General features: G+C 72.2%; 23 protein-coding genes. 16 read left to right on the plus strand and 7 right to left on the minus strand.

Features of this window, described 5'->3' with window-relative positions; genetic code table 11:
- Positions 1-123 carry a hypothetical protein gene (locus ACQPZ4_RS07580; protein ID WP_433057414.1) on the plus strand — a complete coding sequence of 41 codons (123 nt, stop codon included), beginning with the start codon at positions 1-3 and terminating at the stop codon, positions 121-123.
- Here ACQPZ4_RS07580 and ACQPZ4_RS07585 read toward each other — a convergent pair.
- The 4 genes from ACQPZ4_RS07585 to ACQPZ4_RS07600 all read right to left on the minus strand — a co-directional run bounded on the left by ACQPZ4_RS07585 (position 120) and on the right by ACQPZ4_RS07600 (position 3,627).
- A complete protein-coding gene (locus ACQPZ4_RS07585; protein ID WP_433057415.1) occupies positions 120-1,283 on the minus strand; it encodes an aminotransferase class V-fold PLP-dependent enzyme in 1,164 nt (387 codons plus the stop codon). The genes ACQPZ4_RS07580 and ACQPZ4_RS07585 overlap by 4 nt on opposite strands.
- 537 nt (positions 1,284-1,820) lie before the next feature.
- The gene (locus tag ACQPZ4_RS07590) at positions 1,821-2,732 is read right to left on the minus strand and encodes a tyrosine recombinase XerC (protein ID WP_433057416.1); all 912 of its coding nucleotides are present in this window, start codon (positions 2,730-2,732) and stop codon (positions 1,821-1,823) included.
- A 272-nt stretch (positions 2,733-3,004) separates the two neighbouring features.
- Complete coding sequence (locus tag ACQPZ4_RS07595; RefSeq protein WP_433057417.1) at positions 3,005-3,367, minus strand: hypothetical protein; 363 nt, start codon at positions 3,365-3,367, stop codon at positions 3,005-3,007.
- The gene (locus ACQPZ4_RS07600) at positions 3,364-3,627 is read right to left on the minus strand and encodes an ACT domain-containing protein (protein ID WP_433057418.1); all 264 of its coding nucleotides are present in this window, start codon (positions 3,625-3,627) and stop codon (positions 3,364-3,366) included. The genes ACQPZ4_RS07595 and ACQPZ4_RS07600 overlap by 4 nt, the downstream gene beginning before the upstream one ends.
- 121 nt (positions 3,628-3,748) lie before the next feature.
- On the opposite strand from ACQPZ4_RS07600, the gene ACQPZ4_RS07605 reads away from it, so the two are divergent.
- From ACQPZ4_RS07605 to dprA, 4 genes are all read left to right on the plus strand, one after another.
- Positions 3,749-4,672 carry a bifunctional helix-turn-helix transcriptional regulator/GNAT family N-acetyltransferase gene (locus ACQPZ4_RS07605; RefSeq protein WP_433057419.1) on the plus strand — a complete coding sequence of 308 codons (924 nt, stop codon included), beginning with the start codon at positions 3,749-3,751 and terminating at the stop codon, positions 4,670-4,672.
- Between the two features lie 160 nt (positions 4,673-4,832).
- On the plus strand, positions 4,833-5,186 hold the full coding sequence (locus ACQPZ4_RS07610) for a YraN family protein (RefSeq protein ID WP_433057420.1): 354 nt from the start codon (positions 4,833-4,835) through the stop codon (positions 5,184-5,186).
- The gene (locus ACQPZ4_RS07615) at positions 5,186-6,700 is read left to right on the plus strand and encodes a YifB family Mg chelatase-like AAA ATPase (protein ID WP_433057421.1); all 1,515 of its coding nucleotides are present in this window, start codon (positions 5,186-5,188) and stop codon (positions 6,698-6,700) included. Before ACQPZ4_RS07610 ends, ACQPZ4_RS07615 begins: the two co-directional genes overlap by 1 nt.
- A 326-nt stretch (positions 6,701-7,026) precedes the next feature.
- A complete protein-coding gene (gene dprA / locus ACQPZ4_RS07620; protein WP_433057422.1) occupies positions 7,027-8,232 on the plus strand; it encodes a DNA-processing protein DprA in 1,206 nt (401 codons plus the stop codon).
- Positions 8,233-8,591: 359 nt separating this feature from the next.
- Here dprA and ACQPZ4_RS07625 read toward each other — a convergent pair whose 3' ends face one another.
- Positions 8,592-9,734 carry a pyridoxal phosphate-dependent aminotransferase gene (locus tag ACQPZ4_RS07625; RefSeq protein WP_433066356.1) on the minus strand — a complete coding sequence of 381 codons (1,143 nt, stop codon included), beginning with the start codon at positions 9,732-9,734 and terminating at the stop codon, positions 8,592-8,594.
- A 711-nt stretch (positions 9,735-10,445) separates the two neighbouring features.
- Here ACQPZ4_RS07625 and ACQPZ4_RS07630 point away from each other — a divergent pair.
- The 8 genes from ACQPZ4_RS07630 to ACQPZ4_RS07665 all read left to right on the plus strand — a co-directional run bounded on the left by ACQPZ4_RS07630 (position 10,446) and on the right by ACQPZ4_RS07665 (position 18,991).
- Positions 10,446-11,549, plus strand: coding sequence for a hypothetical protein (locus ACQPZ4_RS07630; RefSeq protein WP_433057423.1), 1,104 nt, complete (start codon positions 10,446-10,448; stop codon positions 11,547-11,549).
- A 300-nt stretch (positions 11,550-11,849) separates the two neighbouring features.
- Positions 11,850-12,707, plus strand: coding sequence for a 30S ribosomal protein S2 (rpsB, locus tag ACQPZ4_RS07635; protein WP_433057424.1), 858 nt, complete (start codon positions 11,850-11,852; stop codon positions 12,705-12,707).
- 21 nt (positions 12,708-12,728) lie between these two features.
- Positions 12,729-13,556 carry a translation elongation factor Ts gene (tsf, locus tag ACQPZ4_RS07640; RefSeq protein ID WP_433057425.1) on the plus strand — a complete coding sequence of 276 codons (828 nt, stop codon included), beginning with the start codon at positions 12,729-12,731 and terminating at the stop codon, positions 13,554-13,556.
- A gap of 94 nt (positions 13,557-13,650) precedes the next feature.
- On the plus strand, positions 13,651-14,442 hold the full coding sequence (gene pyrH, locus ACQPZ4_RS07645; protein ID WP_433057426.1) for a UMP kinase: 792 nt from the start codon (positions 13,651-13,653) through the stop codon (positions 14,440-14,442).
- Positions 14,439-14,996, plus strand: coding sequence for a ribosome recycling factor (frr, locus tag ACQPZ4_RS07650; RefSeq protein WP_433057427.1), 558 nt, complete (start codon positions 14,439-14,441; stop codon positions 14,994-14,996). Before pyrH ends, frr begins: the two co-directional genes overlap by 4 nt.
- 113 nt (positions 14,997-15,109) lie before the next feature.
- A complete protein-coding gene (locus ACQPZ4_RS07655; protein ID WP_433057428.1) occupies positions 15,110-16,303 on the plus strand; it encodes a phosphatidate cytidylyltransferase in 1,194 nt (397 codons plus the stop codon).
- Between the two features lie 184 nt (positions 16,304-16,487).
- Entirely contained in the window at positions 16,488-17,678 is a 1,191-nt protein-coding gene (gene rlmN, locus ACQPZ4_RS07660; RefSeq protein ID WP_433057429.1) for a 23S rRNA (adenine(2503)-C(2))-methyltransferase RlmN, read from the plus strand.
- Complete coding sequence (locus ACQPZ4_RS07665; protein ID WP_433057430.1) at positions 17,675-18,991, plus strand: DivIVA domain-containing protein; 1,317 nt, start codon at positions 17,675-17,677, stop codon at positions 18,989-18,991. Before rlmN ends, ACQPZ4_RS07665 begins: the two co-directional genes overlap by 4 nt.
- Positions 18,992-19,203: 212 nt before the next feature.
- Here the strand turns inward: ACQPZ4_RS07665 and ACQPZ4_RS07670 are convergent, their stop codons facing one another.
- Entirely contained in the window at positions 19,204-19,422 is a 219-nt protein-coding gene (locus ACQPZ4_RS07670) for a DUF2631 domain-containing protein (protein WP_433057431.1), read from the minus strand.
- Between the two features lie 134 nt (positions 19,423-19,556).
- Between ACQPZ4_RS07670 and ACQPZ4_RS07675 the strand changes: the two genes are divergently transcribed.
- Positions 19,557-21,149 carry a Rieske 2Fe-2S domain-containing protein gene (locus ACQPZ4_RS07675; RefSeq protein WP_433066359.1) on the plus strand — a complete coding sequence of 531 codons (1,593 nt, stop codon included), beginning with the start codon at positions 19,557-19,559 and terminating at the stop codon, positions 21,147-21,149.
- Positions 21,150-21,152: 3 nt separating this feature from the next.
- Complete coding sequence (locus ACQPZ4_RS07680) at positions 21,153-21,857, plus strand: DUF2786 domain-containing protein (protein ID WP_433057432.1); 705 nt, start codon at positions 21,153-21,155, stop codon at positions 21,855-21,857.
- A 17-nt stretch (positions 21,858-21,874) separates the two neighbouring features.
- On the opposite strand, the gene ACQPZ4_RS07685 is transcribed toward ACQPZ4_RS07680, so the two are convergent.
- The gene (locus tag ACQPZ4_RS07685) at positions 21,875-22,849 is read right to left on the minus strand and encodes a YihY/virulence factor BrkB family protein (protein ID WP_433057433.1); all 975 of its coding nucleotides are present in this window, start codon (positions 22,847-22,849) and stop codon (positions 21,875-21,877) included.
- 236 nt (positions 22,850-23,085) lie between these two features.
- Between ACQPZ4_RS07685 and aspS the strand changes: the two genes are divergently transcribed.
- Positions 23,086-24,315 carry an aspartate--tRNA(Asn) ligase gene (gene aspS, locus ACQPZ4_RS07690; RefSeq protein ID WP_433057434.1) on the plus strand — a complete coding sequence of 410 codons (1,230 nt, stop codon included), beginning with the start codon at positions 23,086-23,088 and terminating at the stop codon, positions 24,313-24,315.
- The last annotated feature ends 236 nt before the right edge of the window (positions 24,316-24,551 follow it).

Below are 24,551 nucleotides of genomic sequence, written 5' to 3' on the forward strand. Positions count from 1 at the left end.
GTGCTCTACTTCGCGACTGCGTGCTCCGGGTGTTTCGGCATCGCCGCGTTGCTCGTCTTCGCGGCCGCGTGCTCCGGGTGTTTCGCCATCGCCGCGTTGCTCGTCTTCGCGGCCGCGGCCTAGGGGCGTTCCAGGAGCTTCGGCAGGCCTGCTGCCAGGCGCTGGTAGTCCTCGGGCCGGTTGTAGATCTGGGCCGACAGCCGCAGATATCCGCGCCCGCGCCATGCCGCCATGCCCACCTCCGCCGACAGTTCGTCCGAGATCCGCCGGCGCAGTGCCGCCGCCGCTGACGGGTCGTCCGCCAGGCCCGGGCGCAGCGGGATCAGCGTCATCGGAAGCCCGGTCGCCGGCGGGATCTCGGCGCCGATCGCCTCCGCGACGATGCGCTGCCCGTACTCGGCCAGCGCCGTGTTGTGCCGCCGCACCGCCTCGATGCCCAGCGAGCGCAGCACGAACACCCCGGTCGGCGCGGCCAGCCAGGGCGTGTAGTCGTGCGACCCGAGCCACTCCAGGCTCGCGGGGAAGCCGGCCTCGGCCGACCACGACAGCACCAGCGGCCGGATCCGCTCCCGGCGCGCGGGCGCGACGGCCAGCAGCGCCGTGCCCCGCGGCGCGAACGCCCACTTGTGCAGGTTGCCGACCCAGAAGTCCGCGCCGAGCTCGCCCACCCGCGGGTCGAGGATGCCGGGCACGTGCGCGGCGTCGACGTGTACCGCCGCGCGGCCGCCCCACCGCTCGCGGACCGCCTCGACGATGCGCCGCACCGGAAACACGCGCGCGGTCGCGGCGGTGATGTGATCGACGATCACCAGCCGGGTCCGGGACGTGGTCGCCTCGAGGACCGCCGCGGTCACCGCCGCGTCGTCCGCCTCCAGCGGCACCCGCGCGACCCGGTGCACCGCCCCGGTGCGCCGGCAGGTGGCGGCCACGGCGAGGTCGACGGCACCGTACCCGTGGTCGGTCGTCACGATCTCGTCCTCGGCGCTCAGATCGAGGCTCCCGAGCACGATCGAGGTGCCCGTGGACGCGTTCTCGACGAGCGCCGTGCCGTCGGGGTCGGCGCCCACGAACCCGGCGAGGTGCCGCCGAACGTGCGCGATGCGTTCCTCGAGCCCGACGGCGAAGAAGCGGTGCGGGTTGGCTTCCATCTCCTCGCGTACCCGCTGCTGCGCCCGCTGGACCGCGGCCGGCACCATCCCGAACGCCCCGTGGTTCAGGTGCGCGACGGCTGCGTCATGCGAGAACAGCAGCCGAGCGCCGGGAATGGGCTCGGGAGCGGACACATCCACGATCTTAGGGCCCTCGGGCGGCGTGGCGCTTCCAGTTGGCGGGTGCCCACCCCGCTTCCTCGCCCTCGGCGTTCTGCCGGCTCCGCACCGCGCCGCCGCCGCTGCGCGGTCCTGCTGCGCACGACGCCGCCGCTGCGCGGTCTTGCTGCGCGCGACGGCAAACCCGCAGCACGCCGCGGCGCCGCGGTGGTCAACAGATCATGGCCCGCTTGGACGGCAAGCTCCGGAACCGTTACGGGCGGATCCGTGGCCCCCGCTGAGCCTCGCCGGCAGCGAGCAGTTCCACCGAGCCCGCGCCGGGCCGCGAGCGCGCGGCCGCTGACGGTCCCACTGCGCGCGAGCCGAACAGCGAAAAGCCTTTATCTCCAAGGGAGGAAGGACAATGATTTGATCCTGGCCGCACGCGGTGCCTTGGCCACGACTGCTTGCCGGTGAGATCACCGCCGGGGTTGCCTGCCCTCGCCGGCGGCACCGGCAGCGTGCCTCACACGATGCACGGGCAGGAGCGGGGCTTGCCGCGAGGTCGGCGCCCTAGGCGCGCGGGTGCGCCTGCTCGTACGCCTTGCGCAGCCGCTCGATCGACACGTGGGTGTAGATCTGCGTGCTGGACAGCGAGGCGTGCCCGAGCAGTTCCTGGACGGACCGCAGGTCGGCGCCGCCCTCCAGCAGGTGCGTGGCCGCGGAGTGCCGCAGGTCGTGCGGCGACGTGTGCGGCAGCCCGGCCGCCCGCGCGTACGCGTCCACGATCCGTCGCGCCGCTCCGGCCTGCAGCCGGCCCCCGCGCGCGCCGAGCAGCAGCGCCGGGCCGCTCTGCGGCGTCTCCAGGGCCGGGCGGCCGTGCCGGAGCCAGGCGGTCAGCGCGCCGTCGGCGGGCAGGCCGTACGGCACCGAACGCTCCTTGTCGCCCTTGCCGACGACGCGCACGACGCGCCGCATGCGGTCGACGTCGCCGAGGTCGAGGCCGCACAGCTCGCTGACGCGGATTCCCGTGCCGTACAGCAGCTCCAGCACCAGCCGGTCCCGCAGCCCGAGCGCGTCCGCGCGGCCCGCCGGCTGGGTCACGAGCGTCTCCGCCTGGTCGGCGCGCAGCACCGCCGGGAGATCGCGGTGCGCCTTCGGGCTGGCCAGGCGCTGGCCCGGGTCGGTTTCGACGAGGCCCTCGCGCTTCGCCCAGGCGGTGAACGTCCGCGCGGCAGCGGCATGGCGGGCCAGGCTGGTCCGGGCGTCGCCGGCCGCGCGCCTCCGCGCGAGCCAGCCGCGCAGCTCGGCGAGGGTCAAGCCGGCAGGGGCGTCCGTGCCGCCGGCCGCGGCGTGGTCGAGCAGGGACACGACGTCGCCGACGTAAGCGCGGACCGTGTGGGCCGACCGGTTCCGCTCCGCGGCGAGGTAGCGGGCGAAGTCGTCCACCGCGTCGCGCATGGCTGCCGGCAGGCGTTCGTGCATCTCGGCGGTTCCCGGCGCGGGCGCACCGGCCCGCCCACGTCCACCGCGACCTTGCCCGGACCGCGCGGCCGGGCCAGCCCGCGTCACCGGGGTGCGACCGGGGGCGGCCGGCTCCGCGGGATCGGAGGCACTCGCGCCGACCGGGCCGGGCTCGCGCGGGTTTCCGCGATCGCCGCGGCGGGCTTCACGGTCGGGCTCAGCGCTCGGACGCGCAGCCGCCGCGATGTCGCGGAGTCGGTCGGGCATGCCGGCGGGCTCCGGGTCGTGCGGCGTCAACGGCGCTGCTGCTCTTCGAGGAACCGCTCGATCAGCCCGCGCACCACGGCCGCCATCGTGAAGCCGTGCTCGGTGCACCAGGCGCGCAGCTCGGCGTGCCGTTCGGCCGGCAGGCGGAACGTGACCAGCTGGCTCTCCTCGCCGGGCGGCAGCGAGCCGCCCAGCGCGCCGTGCGAGGCCGTCTCCTGGCCGAGGTCCGGCGGGCCGATGAGGTTGCGCCCGCGCAGTGCCGTGGTGGCGAACAGCGCGCTGCGGTCCACGGGCACGGTGCGCCCGAGCAGCCAGGCGGTGATCTCCTGACGGGTCGCGGACGGGAGCGTCTCGAGCAGCTCCACGAGCTTGTCGACCGGAGCAGTCATACCGCCACGATAGCGCCCGCTATCCCGCTATCGCTATCCATTGCCTCGATCGACCGGACGCGTACGCCCTGAATTTCCTCGAGCAGTTCCGGCAGGGTCCGGTCGATCACCGGGCCCGGCACGCTCACCAGGAACTCGTCGGTCGCCACGGCGCCGTCGCGGTTGAGGACGCGCATCTGGCGGATGTCGACCCCGAGGCGGCCGAGCAGAGTGGTCACCTGGCCGAGTGAGCCGGGCCGGTCGGGGAGTTCGACGATCACGTGACGTAGCGACATGGGGCAAGCCTGACGACGCTGCGTTTCCCATCCGTTACGACGCCACGTCGGTGCGCTTTCCCGTGATTCGTTGACAACGTCAAGGAATTTTATGACGATGTCAACTATGACTATCGAACCGGTGGCCGCGTTCCGGCGGTTCAATCGCTTCTACACGAATCTGATCGGCGTGCTGCGGGCCGGCCTGCTCGACTCGCCGTACTCGCTGGCCGAGGCGCGAGTGCTGTACGAGCTCGCCGCCGCGCCCGCGCGTGTGCTGGACGTGGCCGACCTGCGGCAGGGGCTCGACATGGACGCCGGGTACCTGAGCCGCATCCTCGGCAAGTTCGAGGGGGAGGGCCTCGTCGTGCGGGAACGCTCGGACGCCGACGCCCGCAAGCAGCGCATCCGGCTGACCGACGCCGGGCGTACCGGGCAGGCCGAACTCGACCAGCGCTCGGACGCGCAGGCGGCGGCGCTGCTCGGCGCCGTGACGGAGACGGACCGCCGTCGTCTGATCGGTGCCATGGACGCCATCGAGACGATCCTCGGCGGCGGTACCGCGGCCGCGCCGACGGTCGTGCTGCGCCCGCCGGGACCGGGTGACCTCGGCTGGGTCGTGCAGCGCCACGGCGCGCTCTACGCCGCGGAGTACGGCTGGAACGACGAGTTCGAGGCGATGGTCGCGCGCATCGTCGCGGACTACGCCGAGTCGCACGATCCACGCTGGGACCGCGGCTGGATTGCCGAAGTCGACGGCGAGCCCGTCGGCTCGATCTTCTGCGTCCGCGCCGACGGCCAGACCGCGAAGCTCCGGCTGCTGCTCGTCGAGCCGAAGGCCCGTGGGCTGGGTGTCGGGGCCCGCCTGGTCGACGAGTGCGTGCGGTTCGCCCGCAGCGCCGGCTACCGGGAGATGGTCCTGTTCACGCACGACATCCTCGGTGCGGCCCGGCGGCTGTACGAGCGTGCCGGGTTCGAGCTGGATCACGAGGAACGGGCGCCGGCGTACGGCCATGATCTCGTCCATCAGCACTGGCGGAAAATTTTCTGACGCGGACCCGGTAATGGCCCCACGCCGCCCGACCTGGGCCGCGGCCCGCGCCCATACCAACATCACGTGACGTGCCCGAAGTTGTCCACAAGCACCCCGTTGTCCACAGGCCGGCCCTCGTCGCCCCGCGTTGATCGGCCAAATCGGCCACAGTCGCCGCATGACGAACCGCAACCAGCTCGTCGGCGGCCTCGGGGAACGAGTGGCCTGCCGGTACCTCGTGTCACAGGGCCTCGTGCTGCTCGACCGCAACTGGCGCAGCCGGGCGGGAGAGCTCGACGTCGTCGCCCGCGACGGCGCCGACCTGGTGTTCGTCGAGGTCAAGACCCGTAGCAGCGTCCGCTACGGCCAGCCGGTCGAGGCGATCGTGCCCGCCAAGATCCGCCGGATGCGCACGCTCGCCCGGATGTGGCTGGCCGACCACGACGTGCGCTGCGAACGCATCCGATTCGACGTGATCAGCGTGCTCGTCGGCCAGTCGGTGGCGCTGCAGCACCTGCGCGGAGCGTTCTGATGGGGTACGCCCAGGTGTACTCCGTCGCGCTGCACGGCGTGGCCGGCGAGGTGATCGTCGTCGAGGCAGACGTGAGCTTCGGGCTTCCTAACTTCGTCGTCTCAGGGCTGCCCGACGCGGCGCTGAGCGAAGCCCGGGACCGGGTCCGGTCGGCCGTGACCAATTCCGGCGGCAAGTGGCCGCTGGAACGGATCATCGTCAACCTGCTGCCGGCACACGTCCGCAAACACGGCTCCGGTTTCGATACGGCGGTCGCCCTCGCCATTCTCGCGGCCAGCTCCAACCTGCCCGTAGCCCGGCTCAACGAAGCCGTCGTCCTCGGTGAGCTTGGCCTGGACGGCACGGTCCGCCCGGTGCGCGGGGTGCTGCCGGCGGTCCTCGCCGCGAGCCGGGCCGGCAAGGCCATGGCATTGGTACCGCTGGCCAACGTCACCGAGGCCCGCCTGGTGCCCGACATCGAGGTCAGGGCCACCGACAGTCTCGGCCGGATCATCGGGTACCTGCACGGCCTGGAGACGCTGCTCGACCCGACCGCGCAGCCGCCACCGGAGGAGGCCTCGCCGCTCGATCTGGCCGACGTGCTCGGCCAGGAACGCGGCCGCCGAGTCATCGAGCTTGCCGCCGCCGGCCGTCACCACGTCGCGATGTTCGGCCCGCCCGGCACCGGCAAGACGATGCTCGCCGCCCGCCTGCCCGGAGTCCTGCCGCCCCTCGACGACCAGGAGGCGATCGAGGTCACCGCGCTCCATTCGATCGCCGGCACGCTCCCGCCGACCGGCGCGCTGATCCGCCGTGCACCGTTGCAGGCCCCGCATCACACGGCGTCGGTCGCGGCCCTGGTCGGCGGCGGGTCAGGCCTCGCCAAGCCCGGCGCGGTCAGCCTCGCCCACAACGGCGTGCTCTTCCTCGACGAGTGTGCCGAGTTCTCCTCGGGAGTCCTCGACGCCCTGCGCCAGCCCTTGGAGGACGGGGAGGTCAGGCTCCGGCGGACGTACGGCGAGACCACCTACCCGGCGCGAGCCCAGCTGGTCATGGCCGCCAACCCGTGTCCGTGCGCGAAACCGGGAGGCCGCCCGACATGCCAATGCCCGTCGATCGTGCGCCGGCGATATCAGTCCCGGTTGTCCGGTCCGTTGATGGATCGCGTGGATCTGCAGGTCGACCTCGACCCGGTGCGCTCCGCCGCGTTGCTGACCACCGAGCACGTCGAGCCTTCCGTGGTCATCGCCAAGCGGGTGCTGGGTGCCAGGGAGATCGCGTCGGAGCGCTGGGGGCCGCAGGCGAGGACGAACAGCGACGTTCCGGCCTCGGTACTGCGCGGCAAGAAGTACCGGCTCCCGAGGGCGGTGCTCCATCCACTGACGGTCGAGATCGATCGTGGCCGCATCTCGGCGCGCGGATTCGAACGCTCGATGCGGGTGGCGTGGACGATCGCGGACCTCGATGGGCGGGAGCGGCCCGACGCCGCCGATGTGCGTGAGGCGCTCGAGCTGCGGTCGAGGAGCGTGCTGTGAGGACGGGCGAGCAGCGGGCCGCTTGGGCGATCGCGGACCTTGACGGGCGGGGTCGGACCGATGCCGTTGACGTGCGTGAGGCGCTTGAGCTGCGGTCGAGGAGCGTGCTGTGAGCGCGGGCGAGGGGTGCGTCGCGGGGGTGACCGCGGGCCGCGACGGGCGCAGGCGGTCCGGCGCCGCCGAGGTGCTTGAGGTGCGTTCGAGGACCGTCGGATGAAGTCGGGGGAGGAACTGATGGCGGGGACGATCGCGGATCTTCACGGGCGGGAGCGGCCCGACGCCGCCGATGTGCGCGAGGCGCTCGAGTTGCGGTCGAGGACTGTCCGATGAGCCCGGATGAGGAGCGGGCGGCGCGGATGGCGCTCGGGATGCTCGTCGAGCCCGGCTCCCGTGAGCTGGGGATCCTGGTGCGGTCCGTGGGCGCGCAGGAGGCGCTGGTTCGGGTGATCGGCGGGTTCGGGATCTCGACTGGGTTGGCGGGTGCGGTACAGGCGAGGATGCGGAAAGCGGGCGTGGACGGCGACGCCGACGTGGCGGCCACGCTTGCCGGGCGGATGGGCGAGTTCGCGGAGCGGCTCGGGGCGCGGATCGTCACCGCCGCGGACGAGGAGTGGCCGCCGGCACTCGACGACCTGGTCCGGGCCAGTCGTCCCGGGAACATTCTGCGGCGGGACACCGATCCGCCGATGTGCCTCTGGCTGCGGGGGCCGCTGCGGCTCGGGGAGACGTTGGAGCGGTCCGTGGCGGTGGTCGGGGCGCGGGCGGTCACCGGGTACGGCGCGTTCGTCGCCTCGGAGTTCGGGTACGGGCTCGCGGAGTGCGGGTGGACGGTCGTGTCGGGTGGGGCGCTCGGGGTGGACGTCACGGCGCACCGGGGCGCGCTGGCAGGGGGAGGGGCGACGGTCGCGGTGCTGGCGTGCGGGATCGACAAGGCGTACCCGGCGGCGAACGCGGCGGCGCTCGAGCAGATCGGGGTCGAGGGGCTGCTGCTGACCGAGTGGCCGCCCGGCACGCAGCCGCACAAGACGCGGTTCCTGACCCGCAACCGGGTCATCGCCGGGGCGACCAGGGGCACGGTGATGGTCGAGGCCGGGTCGCGCAGCGGGGCGCGGAGCACGCTCGGGTACGCCAGGCTGCTGCAACGCTCGGCGATGGTCGTGCCGGGGCCGATTAACTCGCCGATGTCGGTCGGGTGCCACATCGAGCTGCGGCAGCCGGGCACGGTGCTGGTGACCCGGGTGGAGGAGATCGTCGAGGAGGTCGGCAGCGTCGGTGAGCTGGCCACGCCGATCCAGGGGGCCGGGCGGCCGGAGGACACGCTCGATCCGCTGCAGGCGCGCATTCTCGACGCGGTGCGGCCGCGGCGGGCGACGACGGCGGAGCAGATCGCCGCGACGGCCGGGGTCAGCGGGCGTGATGCGCGGCGGAACCTGCCGCTGCTGGAGGAGCTGGGGTTCGTGGTGTCGGCGCCGGACGGGTACCGGCTGAGCAACGTGCCTCGCGCCGCGATCGGGGAGGAGGGGGAGCGGTGAACGGGTCCGTGGGGCCGGGCCGGGATCGGCGGCGGTGGGGAGCGGTGAACGGTTCAGAGCCACATCGGCCCGTGGAGGACGTCGTCGGGTCTCGGCGGCGAGGACCGGGAATGCTGAACGGGTCGGGGCCGCCGCTGCCCGGGCGCGACCGACGGCGAGCGGTGGACGGCTTGTGGCCGATACAACCGGTGCCGCTGGACGCCGCCGGGATCGAGATCCGTCCAGGGCGCGGTCGGCGAGGAGCAGCGGTGAACGATTCCGAGGCGCTGCAGCCTGGAGCGGATCGGCGACGTGCGGCGGTGGACGATTCCGAGGCGCTGCGGCCGGGGCGTGGTCGGCAGTGGGCAGCGCTGGACGGTTCAGAGCCGCTGGAGCCGGGCCACCGCCTCGTCGAGGACCTCGTCGCGCTTGCAGAACGCGAACCGGACGAGGTGCCGGCCGGCCTCGACGTTGTCGTAGAAGACCTGGGTCGGGACGGCGACGACGCCGCAGCGCTCCGGCAGCGACAGGCAGAAGTCGACGCCGTCGGTGCCGCCCAGCGGGGTGATGTCGGCGGTGACGAAGTAGGTGCCCTCGGGCTGCAGTACCGCGAATCCGGCCTCGGTCAGGCCCTTGCACAGGCGGTCGCGCTTGCGCTGCAGGTCGTCGCGGAACTCCTGGTAGTAGGACGGCGGCGACTCCAGGGCCACGGCGATCGCGGGCTGGAGCGGGCCGGCGTTGACGTACGTGAGGAACTGCTTCACGCGGGTCACGGCCGACACCAGGGTGCGGGTGGCGCAGACCCAGCCGATCTTCCAGCCGGTGCACGAGAAGGTCTTGCCGGCCGAGGAGATCTGGACCGTACGGTCGCGCATGCCCGGCAGGCCGGCGAGCGGGACGTGCGGGGCGGACGCGTCGGTGAAGACCAGGTGCTCGTACACCTCGTCGGTGATGGCGAGGACGTCGTGCTCGATGCACAGCTCGGCGATCATGGCGAGCTCGGCGGCGGTGAAGACCTTGCCGGTCGGGTTGTGCGGGGAGTTGAGCAGCACCAGGCGGGTCTTCGGGCCGAAGGCGGCGCGCAGCTCGGCGGGGTCGAAGGCGTAGCGGCCGTCGACGGCGCGCAGGGTCACCGGGCGGCGGACGGCGCCGGCGAGGGCGATCGAGGCCGCGTACGAGTCGTAGTAGGGCTCGAAGCAGACGACCTCGTCGCCGGGCTCGCACAGGGCGAGGATGCTCGCGGCGATCGCCTCGGTGGCGCCGGCGGTGACGAGGATCTCGCCGTCCGGGTCGTACTCGAGGCCCCAGAACGTCCGCTGGTGAGCCGAGATCGCGGCGCGCAGCTCCGGGATGCCGGGGCCCGGCGGGTACTGGTTGCGCCCGCCGTGGATCGCCGCCGCCGCCGCGTCGAGCATCGCCGCCGGTCCGTCGGTGTCGGGGAAGCCCTGCCCGAGGTTGACGGAGCCGGTGCGTACGGCCAGCGCCGACATCTCCGCGAAGATCGTGGTGCCGAACGGGCGCATGCGGGCGATGAGCGGATCACGCGGAGCGTCAGTCACCCACCGAGTATGGGGCCGGGCAGGCCGATCCGGGCCGGGCGGTTCGGTGGAAGGCGAGGGTGCCGGGCCGGTGGGATCGGGACCGGGCGGTCGCCGCGGGCCGTGTGGGCCGATGGGAGCCTGCGGCGGCCGCGGGTGCCGCCCGGGTTGGCGATGCCGGCCCGGTGGTGGAGGTCGCTGCGGTCGAGGGTGCTCGCCTGGCCGCGGGTGTGGCCCAAGGCCAGTGCGAGGGCGCAGGCACCGCAGGAACTGGAGGCACAAGAGCCGCGGACACGGGAACCGCAGGATCCGCCGCCGCAGCAGCGCTGGGACCGGGCGCTGCCACCCGAGCTCCGATTGCCGACCCGCAAGGACCAGCCGACCCGCAAGGACCAGCCGAGCCCCGAGCGCCAGCCGAGCCCCGAGCGCCAGCCGAGCCCCGAGGGCCAGCCGACCCGCAACGGCAGCGGCTGGCGCTGTCAGGAATCCGCCAGACGCGGAAGCCCTGGCCAGGAGCGAAGCCACAAGAGAACCCAGGAGGAAAAGCCGCAGGACCACGCCCGCGAATGAGGAACGCGCGCGGTCCCAAATGCCCGGATCGCGGATGGAAAGGCGGTCGATGTCCGGGAGCGACGCAGATTACAAGCACCTTCGCCGGGTGGCGAGGATCATGTGGAGGGCCTACCGTGACGCACCGTGGATGGACGCCGGAACTTCCCCCCGGACCCGGATGCGGATTCCCGCTGGTACCCGGACGGCCGTGGATACGACGATCGCGGGTACGACGACCGCGCCCCCAGCGATCGAGGGCGCCGCCGCGACGACGCCGACCGCGGGTACGGCGACGACGATCGCACCTACGGCGAGGCGGACCGAGACCGCGACCGCGCCTACGGCGAAGCGGACCGCGACCGCGCCTACGGCGAAGCCGACCGCGACCGCGCCTACGGCGAAGCAGACCGCGGCTACACCCCAACCAGATACGCCGACGAACGCGAATACGACGACCCCGGCTACCGAGTCCCAGAACCCCGAGCCGCAAGCGGCCCGAGCGGCCCGAGCGGTCAGAGCGGCCCGAGCGGACCAGCCCGCACCTACGGCGACACCCCCAGCGGCCAGTTCCCCCCGTCCGCCCTCCCCAGCCGCGCGGCCGGCGACTCAGGCGAGTTCTCCGGCGAGTACACCAGCCGCTCCCGCCGCTCCGAAGCGATCGACCGCGGCGCCCTCCAGCGCCCCGTCTCCGGCGGCGCCGCCCCGAACGGCCTCGCCGGAGCCCAGATCCCCGGCCTGACCACCTCCGGCTCCCCGATCCAGGGCCTCCCCACGATCACCCCGTCCGGCACCGGCCCGCTCGGCGCGATCCCCACAGCGCCGGTATCGGCCGCCCCAGGATCCGGCGCACCCCATGGAGCCGGATCCAGCGCCTTCGCCGCCCCCACCGCGCTGACCGCGGCCGTCCCGGCGCCTCAGCCCCAGCAGTACGGCGGCGACCCGGGCGGAGCGGTCTACCGCAGCAAGCGCCCCGGCCTCGCCGTCGCCCTCGTGCTGGTCACCGTGCTGTTCGAGATCCCGGTCCTGCGGCTGTTCATCGACGCCATGACCGCCGATCAGATCCCCGCCGGCGGCACCCTGGCCGGGATCTTCATGATTCCGGCGCTGCCCATGTTCTCCCTCGGCCTGTACGGCCTGATCGGCGGAGCAGCCGCCGCCGCCCCCGGCATCCGGCCGTGGCTGCGGGCCCCGCTCTGCTATCTGCCGGTCGCCCTGCTGCTGTTCATGGCGGCGGGAATGGCGGCTTAACGAGCTGGACAAAAGCGGGCGAACTACACGCCAGTGGGGGGATTCGTAGAAGCCCGGCCCCGGCGCGTACACTTTGCCCCGGCGACCGCACACCGTGCGGTCGACCTCGCGCGCCCTCCCTAGCCCGCCGGATGCATTCCCGCGACGGGTCAGCTACCACAGGGCGGCGGCCGCCCTGGTCCCAAGAGAACATGCGGTGCACCACCGCGTGTGCGAAGGGTGAGACGGCCGACGACCGGGCGCCAGGCACGGCAGGCCACCCGGTCCGCCGTGGGACAACCAGGAAGGTTCACCAAGAACATGGCCGTGACCATGCGCCAGCTGCTCGAGAGTGGCGTCCACTTCGGGCACCAGACCCGCCGCTGGAACCCGAAGATGAAGCGCTTCATCTTCACCGAGCGCAACGGCATCTACATCATCGACCTGCGCCAGACGCTCGACTACATCGAGAAGGCGTACGACTACATCCGCAACACCGTGGCCGAGGGCGGCTCGGTGCTGTTCGTCGGCACCAAGAAGCAGGCCCAGGAGGCGATCGCCGAGCAGGCGACGCGCGTCGGCCAGCCGTACGTCAACCACCGCTGGCTCGGCGGCATGCTGACCAACTTCCAGACGGTGTACAAGCGCCTTCAGCGGATGAAGGAGCTGGAGAGCCTGGACCTCACGGGTACCGCGCAGGGGTACACCAAGAAGGAGACCCTGCAGCTGTCCCGCGAGCAGACCAAGCTGAGCCGGACCCTGGGCGGTCTGCGCGACATGCAGAAGCTCCCGTCGGCGATCTGGGTCATCGACACCAAGAAGGAGCACATCGCGGTCGACGAGGCCCGCAAGCTGGGCATCCCGGTGATCGCCGTGCTCGACACGAACTGCGACCCCGACGAGGTCGACTTCCCGATCCCCGGCAACGACGACGCCATCCGCTCCGCGGCGCTGCTGACCCGCGTGGTCGCCGACGCGGTGGCCGACGGCCTGATCGCTCGTTCCGGGCGCGCCACCCGTGCCGACCAGAAGCCCGAGCCGGGCGTCGTGGCCGGTGACGAGCCGCTCGCCGAGTGGGAGCGCGAGCTGCTCGAGGGCGGTGCCAAGGCCGGCGAGGCTCCCGCAGCCGCCCCGGCGGCTCCGGCCGCTCCGGCCGCCGAAGAGACCAACCAGGCGTAACCCACAGAGCGAGAGAGAGTCATGTCCAACTTCACCGCCGCGGACGTCAAGCGGCTCCGCGAACTGACCGGTTCCGGCATGATGGACTGCAAGAAGGCGCTCGAGGAGTCCGAGGGCGACTTCGACAAGGCCGTCGAGCTGCTGCGCATCAAGGGTGCCAAGGACGTCGGCAAGCGTGCCGGGCGCACCACGGCCAACGGCCTCGTCGCGCACTCGGGCTCGGGCCTGGTCGAGATCAACTGCGAGACCGACTTCGTGGCCAAGAACGACGCGTTCGTCGAGCTGGGCCAGAAGCTGGCGGCCCACGTCGACGCGACCAAGCCGGCCGACGTCGACGCGCTGCTCGCCTCCAAGCTCGGCGACACCACCGTGGCCGACCTGATCCAGGCCGAGTCGGCCCGGATCGGCGAGAAGCTCGTGATCAACCGCATCGCGGTGCTCAACGAGCCGGTCGCGATCTACATGCACCGCAAGAGCCCCGACCTCCCGCCGCAGGTCGGCGTGGCGGTCGAGTTCAACGGCAAGACCGACGAGGCGGCGGTGGCCGACGCCCGCGGCGTGGCGATGCAGATCGCCGCCATGCGGCCGAAGTACCTCACCCGCGACGAGGTCCCCGCCGACGTGGTCGACTCCGAGCGGCGCATCGCCGAGGAGACCGCCCGCGAGGAGGGCAAGCCCGAGCAGGCCCTGCCGAAGATCATCGAGGGCCGCGTCAACGCCTTCTTCAAGGACTTCGTCCTGATCGAGCAGCCCTCGGTCGGCGACAACAAGAAGACGGTCAAGCAGGTGCTGGCAGAGGCCGGCATCGAAGTGACGCGGTTCGTACGCTTCGAGGTCGGCCAGGCCTGACCGGCGGTACAACAGCAGTGAGGGGGTCACGGTCAACCGGATGGCGACCGTGACCCCCTTTCCACACGAGGACAGAGGACAGAAGGGTGCCCACATGACGAACACCGCCGTCGAAGCGGCCAGGCAGCCCCTGACCCCCGCCCCGATCGGGGCGCGGCGCGTCGTGCTGAAGCTCTCCGGTGAGGTGTTCGGGGGCGGCGCCGTCGGCGTCGACCCCAACGTGGTGCGCGGCATGGCGCGCCAGATCGCCACGGTCGTGCGCCGCGGCGTGCAGGTCGCCGTCGTCGTCGGCGGCGGCAACTTCTTCCGCGGCGCCGAGCTCTCCCGGGCCGGGATGGACCGCTCGCGCGCGGACTACATGGGCATGCTCGGCACGGTCATGAACAGCCTCGCGCTGCAGGACTTCGTGGAGAAGGAGGGCATCGAGACGCGCGTGCAGAGCGCGATCACGATGGCCCAGGTCGCCGAGCCCTACATCCCCCGGCGGGCGATCCGCCACCTGGAGAAGGGCCGCGTCGTGATCTTCGGCGCGGGCGCCGGCCTGCCGTACTTCTCCACCGACACCGTCGCCGCCCAGCGCGCGCTGGAGATCCACGCGCACACCGTGCTGATGAGCAAGAACGGCGTCGACGGCGTGTACACCGCCGACCCGCGCACCGATCCGACCGCCCGCAAGCTGGAAAGCCTCACGTTCGCCGAGGCGCTGCTGCAGGGGCTGCGGGTGGTGGACCAGACGGCGTTCAGCCTCTGCCAGGAGAACGCGCTGCCGATGCTGGTCTTCGGCGCGGAGGGGGAGGACAACGTCGCTCGCGCGTTGAGTGGTGAGAGGATCGGGACGCTCATCACCGCCGAACCCGCCCCGGATCGAGGAGGACAGACCCCGTGATCGAAGAGACACTCTTCGAGGCCGAAGAGAAGATGGATCGTGCGATCGAGCACGCCAAGGAGGAGTTCGCGGTCATTCGCACCGGCCGCGCCACTCCGGCGATGTTCGGCAAGGTGATGGTCGACTACTACGGCAGCCCGACCCCGCTGCCGCAGATGTCCTCGATCGCGATCCCCGAGCCCCGCATGGCGATCATCAAGCCCTACGACGCGTCGGTGATCGGCCTGATGGAGAAGGCGATCCGCGACTCCGACCTGGGCGTGAACCCCAACAACGAGGGCACCCAGATCCGCATCCTCCTGCCGCAGATGACGGAGGAGCGCCGCCGCGACATGATCAAGGTGGCGCGCAACAAGGCCGAGGACTCCCGCGTGGCGATCCGCAACGTGCGCCGCAAGGCCAAGGAGGAGCTCGACCGCATCGTCAAGGACGGCGAGGCCGGCGAGGACGAGGTGCGCCGCGCGGAGAAGGAGCTCGAGGACCTGACGCACAAGTACGTCGCGCAGGTCGACGAGCTGCTCAAGCACAAGGAAGCCGAGCTACTCGAGGTCTGATGGCCCACCTCAAGCGGGCTCAGCAGGGCCCCGACCCGTCGAAGACACGGGCGCGGCAAGAGCATGCCGCGCCCGAGTCGTTTGCAGAAGAGCAAAAAGCAGAAGAGCCGGATTTGGTACCCCCACCGCTCCCACTGCCCACCGCTCCTCCCTCCACGGGTACCCCCGTCCGCCGTAACGTCCAACTGGACCACGGCGACAACGCCGCGCCCCCGAACGGCACCGCCGCGTCCACCGGCGCCGCGCCGAACGACGCCGCGCCCCCGAACGGCACCGCAGCGCCGGACGCCACCGTGCCGAACGACACCACGTCCCAGAACGGCACCGCCGCGTCCACCGGCGCCGCGCCGAACGACGCCGCGTCCCCCAACGGCACCGCGACGTCCACCGGCACCAGGCCGAGCGACGCCACCCCCGCGCTCACCGGCACCGAGGCGAGCGAGATCGCCGCCGCGGCGACCGGCGCTCTCGAGCCGGAGAAGCGCAAGAGCCGCGCGGGCCGCAACCTGCCCGCCGCCATCGGTGTCGGCGCCGGCCTGGGCGGCCTCGTCGTCGTCTCCCTCTTCGTGTGGAAGACGCTCTTCCTCTTCCTGGTGATCGCCGCCGTGACCATCGGCGTCTGGGAGATGGTCCGCGCCGTCAGCGTCCAGAAGGCCCGCCCGCCGCTGGTCCCGCTGCTGCTCGGCGCCCCGCTCATGGTCTGCCTGGCCTGGTTCGGCGGGGCCGAGCGGCTGCCGCTGGGCCTGGTCGCCACCCTGCTGCTGGTCTTCGTCTGGCGCTTCGCCGACGGCGTCCCGCACTACCAGCGCGACGTCACCGCCGGCGCCCTCATCGCGGTGTACGTCCCGTTCCTCGGCTCCTTCGCCGCCCTCCTCGCCTATCCGGCCCACGACGGGGCCGTGCGGGTCCTGGTGACGATTCTCGCCGTGGTGTTGTCGGACACCGGGGGGTACGCGACAGGTGTCTTCCTCGGCAAGCACCCCATGGCGCCCTCGGTCAGCCCCGCGAAGTCCTGGGAGGGGTTCGCCGGCTCGATCTTCTGGACCGGTGCGGGGAGCGCGGTCGCCCTGCCGCTGCTGCTCGACGACGCGATCTGGTGGCACGGCGCGATCTTCGGCGTCGCGGTGTCGATCGCCTCGGTGCTGGGCGATCTGGGGGAGTCGCTGATCAAGCGGGACCTCGGCGTCAAGGACATGAGCAACCTGCTGCCCGGCCACGGTGGACTCATGGACCGCCTCGACTCGGTCCTGCTGGCCCTGCCGACCGCGTACGCCGTGCTCGCCTTCCTGGTGCCGTGGACCCGATAAGCGTGCCCGTGGACTCGATGAGCGTGCCGTGGACCCGGATGGGCGTGCCGTGGACCCGATGAGCGTCGCCCGGAGCGGATATACAGCCCCCCTGAGTCGATGAGGACCAGGGAAAACGTCGCCCAGCCGCGCTGGCCAGCGGTCTTACAGATCATGAGGCCGGGCATGGGACACTGGATGAGTCATGACGCAGCTGCCCGTACTGAACCTGTCCCCCGCCGCGGCCGGCACCACCCCCGACGGCCGTCGCGCCTCCCTGCCCCCGCGCCACCTCGCCGACCTCGATCTCGCGGGCCGGCGCGCCGCCGTCACCGAGCTCGGTGAGCCAGGCTTCCGCGCGCAGCAGATCTCCACGCACTACTTCGGCCGGCTGGTGCGCGAGCCGCAGGAGATGACCGACCTGCCCGCGCGGACGCGGGAGGCGATCACCGGCACGCTGCTGCCGAAGCTGCTCTCGCCCGTGAGCGAGCTCGCCACCGACAACGGCACCACCCGCAAGACGCTCTGGCGGCTGCACGACGGCTCGCTCGTGGAGAGCGTGCTGATGGGGTACCCCGACCGCGTGACCGTCTGCATCTCCAGCCAGGCCGGCTGCGGCATGGCCTGCCCGTTCTGCGCCACCGGCCAGGCCGGGCTGACCCGCAACCTGTCCACGGCCGAGATCGTCGACCAGGTCGTGTGGTTCGCGGGGCTGGCCGCGCGCGGGGCGCTGCCCGGCTGCCCGGACCGGCTCTCGCGGGTGGTGTTCATGGGCATGGGCGAGCCGCTGGCCAACTACAACCGGGTCATCGCGGCGGTACGGCGGCTGACCGAGCCCGCGCCGGAGGGCCTCGGGCTCTCCCAGCGGCACATCACGGTGTCGACCGTCGGGCTGGTCCCCGCCATGCGCCGGTTGACGCAGGAGGGGCTGTCGGTGACGCTTGCGCTGTCGCTGCACGCGCCCGATGATGATCTGCGCGACACGCTCGTACCGGTCAACCAACGTTGGAAGGTCGCCGAAGTGCTTGATGCCGCGTTCGAGTATGCGGCTCGCACCGGTCGGCGCGTGTCCATTGAGTACGCAATGATCCGGGATGTGAACGACCATCCGTGGCGGGCGGATCTGCTCGGTCGGCTCTTGTCCGGCCGTCTCGCACATGTCAATCTCATCCCGCTCAATCCGACACCCGGGAGTCAATGGGACGCGAGCCCCAAGCCGGTCGAGCGGGAGTTCGTCCGGCGCCTCCGGGCCGCCGGTGTGCCCACTACGGTGCGTGACACCAGGGGTCGGGAGATTGACGGAGCCTGCGGGCAGCTTGCGGCCTCCGGAGGTGGCAAGGTGGGAGAGCGTGAGGACGGCTTGCTAGCACGGCGAGCGAACGAGGAGACACAGTGAGTCAGGGTCAGCGGTTCCGGCGCCGTGCGATGCGGCGGGGATACAAGGTCGACGAGGTCGACTCGTTCCTCGACCGGGTGGAGGCAACCCTCTCCGGAGACTCCATGGGCGCTCCCGTCAGCGCGCAGGAGGTCCACGACGTGGTCTTCCGCGTCCGCTTCGGCGGCTACGACGAATGGCAGGTCGACCTGCACCTCGACCGCGTGGAGCGCCAGCTGGCCGAGCTGGAGGAGCGCGGCAGCGGAAGCGGCGGCGGCTTCGGCCGGGCCCTGGACTCCCGCAGCGGCGAGCTGCGGATGGCTCCGGAGCGCATGGAGCCCCAGCGCATGCCGGACCGCATGGAGCCGCAGCGCATGCCCGACCGGATGGAACCGCAGCGGATGCCCGACCGGGTCGGCATGACGCCGCCGCCCGACCGCATGGGCCCCGGGCCGGACCGGATGGGGCCGCCGCCCGGCGCCGACCGCATGGGCCCCGGGCCGGACCGCATGGGACCGCCCGGACCCGACCGCATGGGACCGCCCGGCATGGACCGCATGGGCCCGCCGATGGACCGGCCGGCCGATCGGACCATGGGCATGGACCGGCCTGCCGACCGTACGATGGGCATGGACCGCCCGGTCGATCGCACCATGGGCATGGACCGCCCCGTCGACCGGACGATGGGGATGGACCGGCCGGTGGATCGCACCATGGAGCGGCCCGCGCCGCCGCCGCCCGGCGCGCCGCTGCCGACCCGTCCCGGCCAGGCCCCGTCCGGCCCGCCGCCCGGTGGACCCGGGTACGGCGGCCGCTACGACGAGCCCACCTACGGCGGCGCCTTCGACGACGACCGCGGCTACGACCAGGGCCCCCGGGCCCCGCGCGCCGACATGACGGCCGAGATCCGCATGGAGCGCCCCGAGCCCCCGACCTATGGCGGCGGCGCGCCCGGACCGGACCGCGACCCGTACGGCGCCCCGCCCGAGCGCGACCCCTACGGCGCGCCGCAGGACCGCGACCCGTACGGCGGGCCCCAGGGCGACCCGTACGGCGGCCCGCCGCCGGCCCAGCAGCACCAGTCCACCGAGGTGGCCCGGATCGACCAGCTGCGGCGCACGTTCCAGCTGCGGCGCTTCGGCAGCGGCTACGACCGGGCCCAGGTCGACCGGCTCTTCGAGGGCGTCATGGCCTCGCTGACCGGCCGCGGCGGCCCGCTGAGCGACGGCGACCTCGACCCCTCGCACTTCAACCTCGTGCCCGGCGGGTACTTCGAGGCCGAGGTCGACGCGGCGCTCAAGGAGGTCCGCGACATCGTCACGCGGCGTCGCTGACCTGAAGCAGAACGTCGAGAGGGCGCGTCCGGCCGGTGCCGGGCGCGCCCTCTCGTTTGTGCACAGTTCGAAACATGACAGTGGCTCGTCATTGTCTGACGATCACGGAGCGTGACGAAAAACCGACAAAGCGCCCACATCCCCTGTCGGGGTATAAGTCCGATATGTCGTGGCGCGCCAGCGCCCGACATATCGTCAGACCGCGGCGACCGTCAGCGCAGGCCGTTGCGGCGCAGCACCCAGTCGCCGACGAGGGCGAGCACCAGCAGGCCGGCGCTGACGATGAGGAAGATGTCCTCGATGCGGCCGTGGTGGTTGCCGATGAGCATGGTCAGCAGAAACAGGGCCGACACGGCCGCGCCGATGCGGGCCGCGCGCGGGTGACCCGGCTTGAGCTGGTCGGGTGAGGTCACTGGCTCGTGCTCGGACACGGCTCGTCCTTTCGGGCATGCGACAGGCTTCTGGGAAAGTCTGGCATGCGGCACCGGCCAGGACGGTTGCGGGTCGGTCGGGTAGCGTCGAGCGCGCAATCTGCGGTACCGATCGAGGAGGAAAAGCGGTGCGGATCACCGGGACCGGCCACGCCAGCCTGCGCATCGACACGCCGGCCGGGAGCATTCTGTGCGACCCGTGGGTCAATCCCGCCTACTTCGCGTCGTGGTTCCCCTTCCCGGACAACTCGCTGCTGGACTGGGAGGCGCTCGGCGACTGCGACTACCTCTACGTCTCGCACCTGCACCGCGACCACTTCGACGCCGAGCACCTCAAGCGCTTCGTGTCGAAGAAGGCGACCGTCCTGCTGCCCGAGTTCCCGACCAGCGAGATGCGCGACGAGCTCGAGGCGCTGGGCTTCACGCGGTTCCTGGAGACGAAGACCGAGCAGGTGCACGAGCTCGACGGCGGCCTGAAGATCATGATCCAGGCCCTGACCTCGCCGACCGACGGGCCCATCGGCGACAGTGCGCTGTGGGTGGAGTACGACGGCATCCGGGTCCTGAATCAGAACGACGCGCGTCCGACCGATCTGACGACGTTCAACGCGCTCGGCCACGTGCACGCGCACCTGCTGCAGTTCTCGGGCGCCATCTGGTATCCGATGGTCTACGAGCTGCCCGAGGCGGCCAAGCGCGCGTTCGGCAAGCAGAAGCGGGACCGGCAGTTCGACCGGACGTTCCGCTACATCGACGACCTGAAGGCCTCCAACGTCGTGCCGATCGCCGGCCCGCCGTGCTTCCTCGACGACGAGCTGTGGCAGTTCAACGACATCTTCGGCGACGAGGGCAACATCTTCCCGGACCAGTGGGTGTTCCAGCAGGAGTACGCGAAGGTCGGCGGGACCAACTCGACGGTCCTGCTGCCCGGCTCGGTGATGGAGCTCACCGCCGACTCCGCGACCACCACGCACCCGACCGACGTCGCGGACTTCTTCGCGCACAAGCGGGAGCACCTCGAGGAGATGCGCACCCGCAAGCTGCCGATGATCGACGCGGCCAAGGCGACCTGGCGGCACCCCGAGATCGACGTGCTCAAGGGCATGAAGGAGCGCATCGAGCCGCTGCTGGACGAGTCCGTGTACCTCGCGAAGGGCGTCGGCGGCCCCGTGCGCTTCGACCTGGTGGGCTACGACGGCGAGTCGGTCGAGTCGATCGTGGTGGACTTCCCCGGCAAGCAGGTGCGGGCGTACGACGACGAGAAGGTGCGGTACCGCTTCCGGACCGAGCGCGCGCTGATCGAGCACCTCCTGTTCATCGAGGAGGTCGACTGGGTGAACTCGCTCTTCCTGTCCTGCCGGTTCTCCGCGGCGCGCATCGGGCAGTACAACGAGTTCGTCTACTCGTTCTTCAAGTGCCTCTCGGAGGAGCGGCTGCAGTACGCCGAGGGCTGGTTCGCCGAGCAGAAGCCCGACGCCGAGGACATCAAGCTGGGCGACTGGATCGTGCAGCGGCGGTGCCCGCACCTCAAGGCCGACCTCACCCGCTTCGGCATCGTCGACGGCAAGACGCTGACCTGCCAGCTGCACGGCTGGAAGTTCGACCTGCCCAGCGGGCGCTGCCTGACCAGCGTCGGGCACGAGCTGCGCTCCCGGCCGGCGGGCACGCCGGCGCCCGGCTCGGTCGCCACGGACACCGTCGCCACCGCCCAGGCCGCGGGCGAGTAGAGGTTGCTCGACAAGGTTCGCAAGCTGCTGGCCAAGGCCGAGGACCCGGCCTGCACGCCGCAGGAGGCCGAGGCGCTGACCGCCAAGGCGATGGCGCTGATCGCGAAGTACGGCATCGACCAGGCCCTGCTCGACGCCCGCGCGGAGCGCCGCCAGGCGGTGGGCAACCGGCTGGTCGAGCTGGCCGCGCCGTACCTGCGCGAGAAGGCGTACCTGCTGCACGTCGTGGCGGCCGCGCTGCGGTGCCGGTCGATCCGGCTGGAGCGGCGTACCGCGGACGGGCTGCGCGTCTCGGTGCACCTGTTCGGCTTCGAGTCCGACGTGGCCGGGGTGGAGCTGCTGTTCGCCTCGCTGCTCGTGCAGGCCGCGCGGGGGATGCTGCGCGAGGCGGTCCCGGACGGCCAGCAGGCGGCCGCGTGGCGCCGCTCGTGGCTGATCGGCTTCGGCTCGGCCGTCCAGCAGCGCTTCGCCGCCGCTGCCGCGCAGGCCGAGGAGCCCGCCGCGCCCGGCACCGCGCTGGTGCTGGCCGACCGGGAGCGGGCGGTGGATCTCGCGGTCGAGGCCGAGTACCCGAACGTGCGCGCCGGACGCCGCCGGCGGCTCAGCGGCGGCGGCTTCGAGGCGGGCAGCGCGGCCGGGCAGCGGGCCGACCTGGGCGCGGTGCGCGTCGGCACGACCAGTAAGGCCGAGGTCACGGCTCGGTCGTGACCGTCTCCGGGCGGCGGTCACCGCTCGGTCTTGACCCCCGGCGGGGCCCACTGGTCGGGCACGATCGGCCCGGGGACGCCGACCCGGTACGCCTCGAGCTGGGCACCGAAGGCGATGCCGAGGAACAGCACGACGCCGGTCGCGTTCGCCCACAGCAGCAGCGCCATGATCCCGGTCAGTGCGCCGTACGTGGCGCCGAACGCCCCGCTGCCCTGGACGTAGAGGGCCAGCAGGGCGCTGATGCCCCACCACAGGGCCGTGGACAGCGCCGCGCCGAACAGCAGCCAGGAGAAGGCCGGCTGGCGGCGCCGCGGCGCGAACCGGAAGATCGCCGCGACGGCCGTGACGACGAGCAGGAGGCTGGCCGGCCAGCGCACCACCGCCCAGACGGCCGCGAACGGCGCGCCGAACGCGGGGTAGCGCACCCGCAGCGACTCGCCCAGCGCGTCCCCGGCGACCAGCATCAGGAACCCGGCCAGGGCGGGCACGCCGGCCACCGCGGCCAGGACCGCCGCCCGCGCGTACTTCAGCAGCGCCGGCCGGTCCCGCTCGACGCCGTAGATCCGGTTGGCCCCGCGCTCGATCTGGGCCATCGCCGTGGTGAGCGCGAGCATCCCGGTGACCAGCCCGAGCAGCAGCGCGAGCTCGCCCGCCTCCTCGGAGTCGCCCGGCGTGAGCAGATCGTGCACCACCTGCTCGCTGGCCCCGGGGGTGAGCGCGAGCACGGTGTCGGCCACCACGTCGCCGCCCTCCTCGACGCCGAGCTTGCCCGCCAGCCCGGACAGCGCGATCAGGAACGGCACGATGGCCAGGCACAGCTGCAGCCCGAGCGCGCGGGAGTGACTGAACCCGTCGCCGTACCGGAAGCGCAGAAACGCCTCCCGCACCAGCGTCCACCCGCCGTGGTGGCGCAGCGCCTGCCACGCGTCGTCCGCGGACAGCTCGTCCCGCGACATGCTGCGCGTCTCCGGCACCTGCCTCGTACTGCTCACGCCGACCGCGTTCCCTGCGCGCCCGAAAGAGAAACCCGGTCGCGCCCGCGCGGGTCAGGCGCGATCATCGAGGTGCGGGGCGGGCGCCTGACGAACGCCGATGAACGTCCCGCCGTGCGGTCCGGCGTCAACGGGCCAGAGGCCGCGGCAGGTCCGCCGCGGTGAAGGTGTGGTGGCACCGCGACCGGCCCCATCGCCCACGCCTCCGGGGAGCGTCCCGTTCCAGGAGGTGTTTCATGTCGTACCGCGTGCTGTCCGACGAGCTCCACGAGCACGTCGGCGAATCAGTCAGGATCGCCGGCTGGGTGCATCGCCGCCGCGTCCTCGCGCGCGTCACGTTTCTCGTCGTGCGCGACCGCGCGGGGCTGGCCCAGGTCGTGGTGCCCGCCGGCGTGCCGGTGCCGCCCGAGGAGTCCGTGGTGGAGATCACGGGCACCGTGGTGGCCAACGAGGTCGCGCCGGGCGGCCACGAGGTCGCGCACGGGGCGATCGAGGTGCTCAGCGAGGCCGAGGCGCCGCCGGTGGAGCTGTTCCGGCCCGAGCTCGACGCGGGGCTCCCCGCGCTGCTCGACCACGCCGCGGTCAGCCTGCGCCATCCGGGGCGGCGGGCGGTGTTCCGCGCGGGCGCGGCCGCCGTCGGGGCGTTCCGGGCCACCCTCGACGGGCTCGGGTTCACCGAGATCTTCACCCCGAAGATCGTCGGCGGCGCGACCGAGAGCGGCGCGAACGTGTTCCCGCTGGACTACTTCGGCCGCCGCGCGTACCTCGCGCAGTCACCGCAGTTCTACAAGCAGACGATGGTCGGGGTGTTCGAGCGCGTCTACGAGGTGGGGCCGGTCTTCCGGGCCGAGCCGCACGACACGTCGCGGCATCTCGCGCAGTACACGTCGCTCGACGCCGAGCTTGCGTTCGTGCGCGACCATCGGGACGTGATGGCGGTCCTGACCCGTGTCGTGCGCGCGATGGTGTCGGCGGCCGGCCTCAGTACGGTACAAATGCCGCCTGAATTTCCGGTTCTGCACTTCACCACGGCCCTGGAGATCGCCGGGGCCGACCCGGACGAGCCCGACCTCGCGCCCGAGCACGAGCGCGCGCTGGGGGCGTGGGCGCTCAAGGAGCACGGTTCGGACTTCGTGTACGTCGAGGGCTACCCGATGGCCAAGCGCCCGTTCTACACGCACCCGCAGCCGTCCGACCCGCGCTGGTCCAACTCCTTCGACCTGCTGTTCCGGGGCCTGGAGCTGGTCACCGGCGGGCAGCGGCGGCACCGCTACGCCGACTACCTGGCCGTGCTGGGCGACGAGGCGGCGGCGCTGGAGGGCTACCTGGCCGCGTTCAAGCACGGGATGCCGCCGCACGGCGGGTTCGCCATCGGGCTGGAGCGCTTCCTCGCCCGGCTCAGCGGGGCCGGCAACGTGCGGGAGACGACGCTGTTCCCGCGCGATCTGCACCGGCTCACTCCGTAGTAATTCGGTTGTCGGGAACTTAATGATGATCTATAATTAAAACATGCGTACGAACGGGGACGGCATCTGGGATTCACCGCGGTAACTCACGGGGGCACGCGCTGCGTGCTGCGTATCGGCCCAGCTCAAGCCGCTGTGGAGGATGACCGGCGGGAGCAGTCGAGGCCATGAGGGAAAGCGGCCGGCGGGGGGAAACTGCCGGCCGCTTTCCGCTGGAGATCCACAAAGGACGGACA

Source organism: Dactylosporangium sp. CS-033363 (genome assembly GCF_050942475.1).
GTDB lineage: Bacteria > Actinomycetota > Actinomycetes > Mycobacteriales > Micromonosporaceae > Dactylosporangium.

What these genes read in the sequence shown, in the direction of transcription:
- rlmN (WP_433057429.1), top strand. Translation starts at nt 16,488, where the DNA reads ATGACGCAGCTGCCCGTACTGAACCTGTCCCCCGCCGCGGCCGGCACC.
- ACQPZ4_RS07605 (WP_433057419.1), top strand. Translation starts at nt 3,749, where the DNA reads ATGACTATCGAACCGGTGGCCGCGTTCCGGCGGTTCAATCGCTTCTAC.
- aspS (WP_433057434.1), top strand. Translation starts at nt 23,086, where the DNA reads ATGTCGTACCGCGTGCTGTCCGACGAGCTCCACGAGCACGTCGGCGAA.
- ACQPZ4_RS07625 (WP_433066356.1), bottom strand. Translation starts at nt 9,734, where the DNA reads ATGCGCCCGTTCGGCACCACGATCTTCGCGGAGATGTCGGCGCTGGCC.
- ACQPZ4_RS07610 (WP_433057420.1), top strand. Translation starts at nt 4,833, where the DNA reads ATGACGAACCGCAACCAGCTCGTCGGCGGCCTCGGGGAACGAGTGGCC.
- ACQPZ4_RS07595 (WP_433057417.1), bottom strand. Translation starts at nt 3,367, where the DNA reads ATGACTGCTCCGGTCGACAAGCTCGTGGAGCTGCTCGAGACGCTCCCG.
- ACQPZ4_RS07590 (WP_433057416.1), bottom strand. Translation starts at nt 2,732, where the DNA reads ATGCACGAACGCCTGCCGGCAGCCATGCGCGACGCGGTGGACGACTTC.
- pyrH (WP_433057426.1), top strand. Translation starts at nt 13,651, where the DNA reads ATGACGAACACCGCCGTCGAAGCGGCCAGGCAGCCCCTGACCCCCGCC.
- rpsB (WP_433057424.1), top strand. Translation starts at nt 11,850, where the DNA reads ATGGCCGTGACCATGCGCCAGCTGCTCGAGAGTGGCGTCCACTTCGGG.
- tsf (WP_433057425.1), top strand. Translation starts at nt 12,729, where the DNA reads ATGTCCAACTTCACCGCCGCGGACGTCAAGCGGCTCCGCGAACTGACC.
- dprA (WP_433057422.1), top strand. Translation starts at nt 7,027, where the DNA reads ATGAGCCCGGATGAGGAGCGGGCGGCGCGGATGGCGCTCGGGATGCTC.
- ACQPZ4_RS07615 (WP_433057421.1), top strand. Translation starts at nt 5,186, where the DNA reads ATGGGGTACGCCCAGGTGTACTCCGTCGCGCTGCACGGCGTGGCCGGC.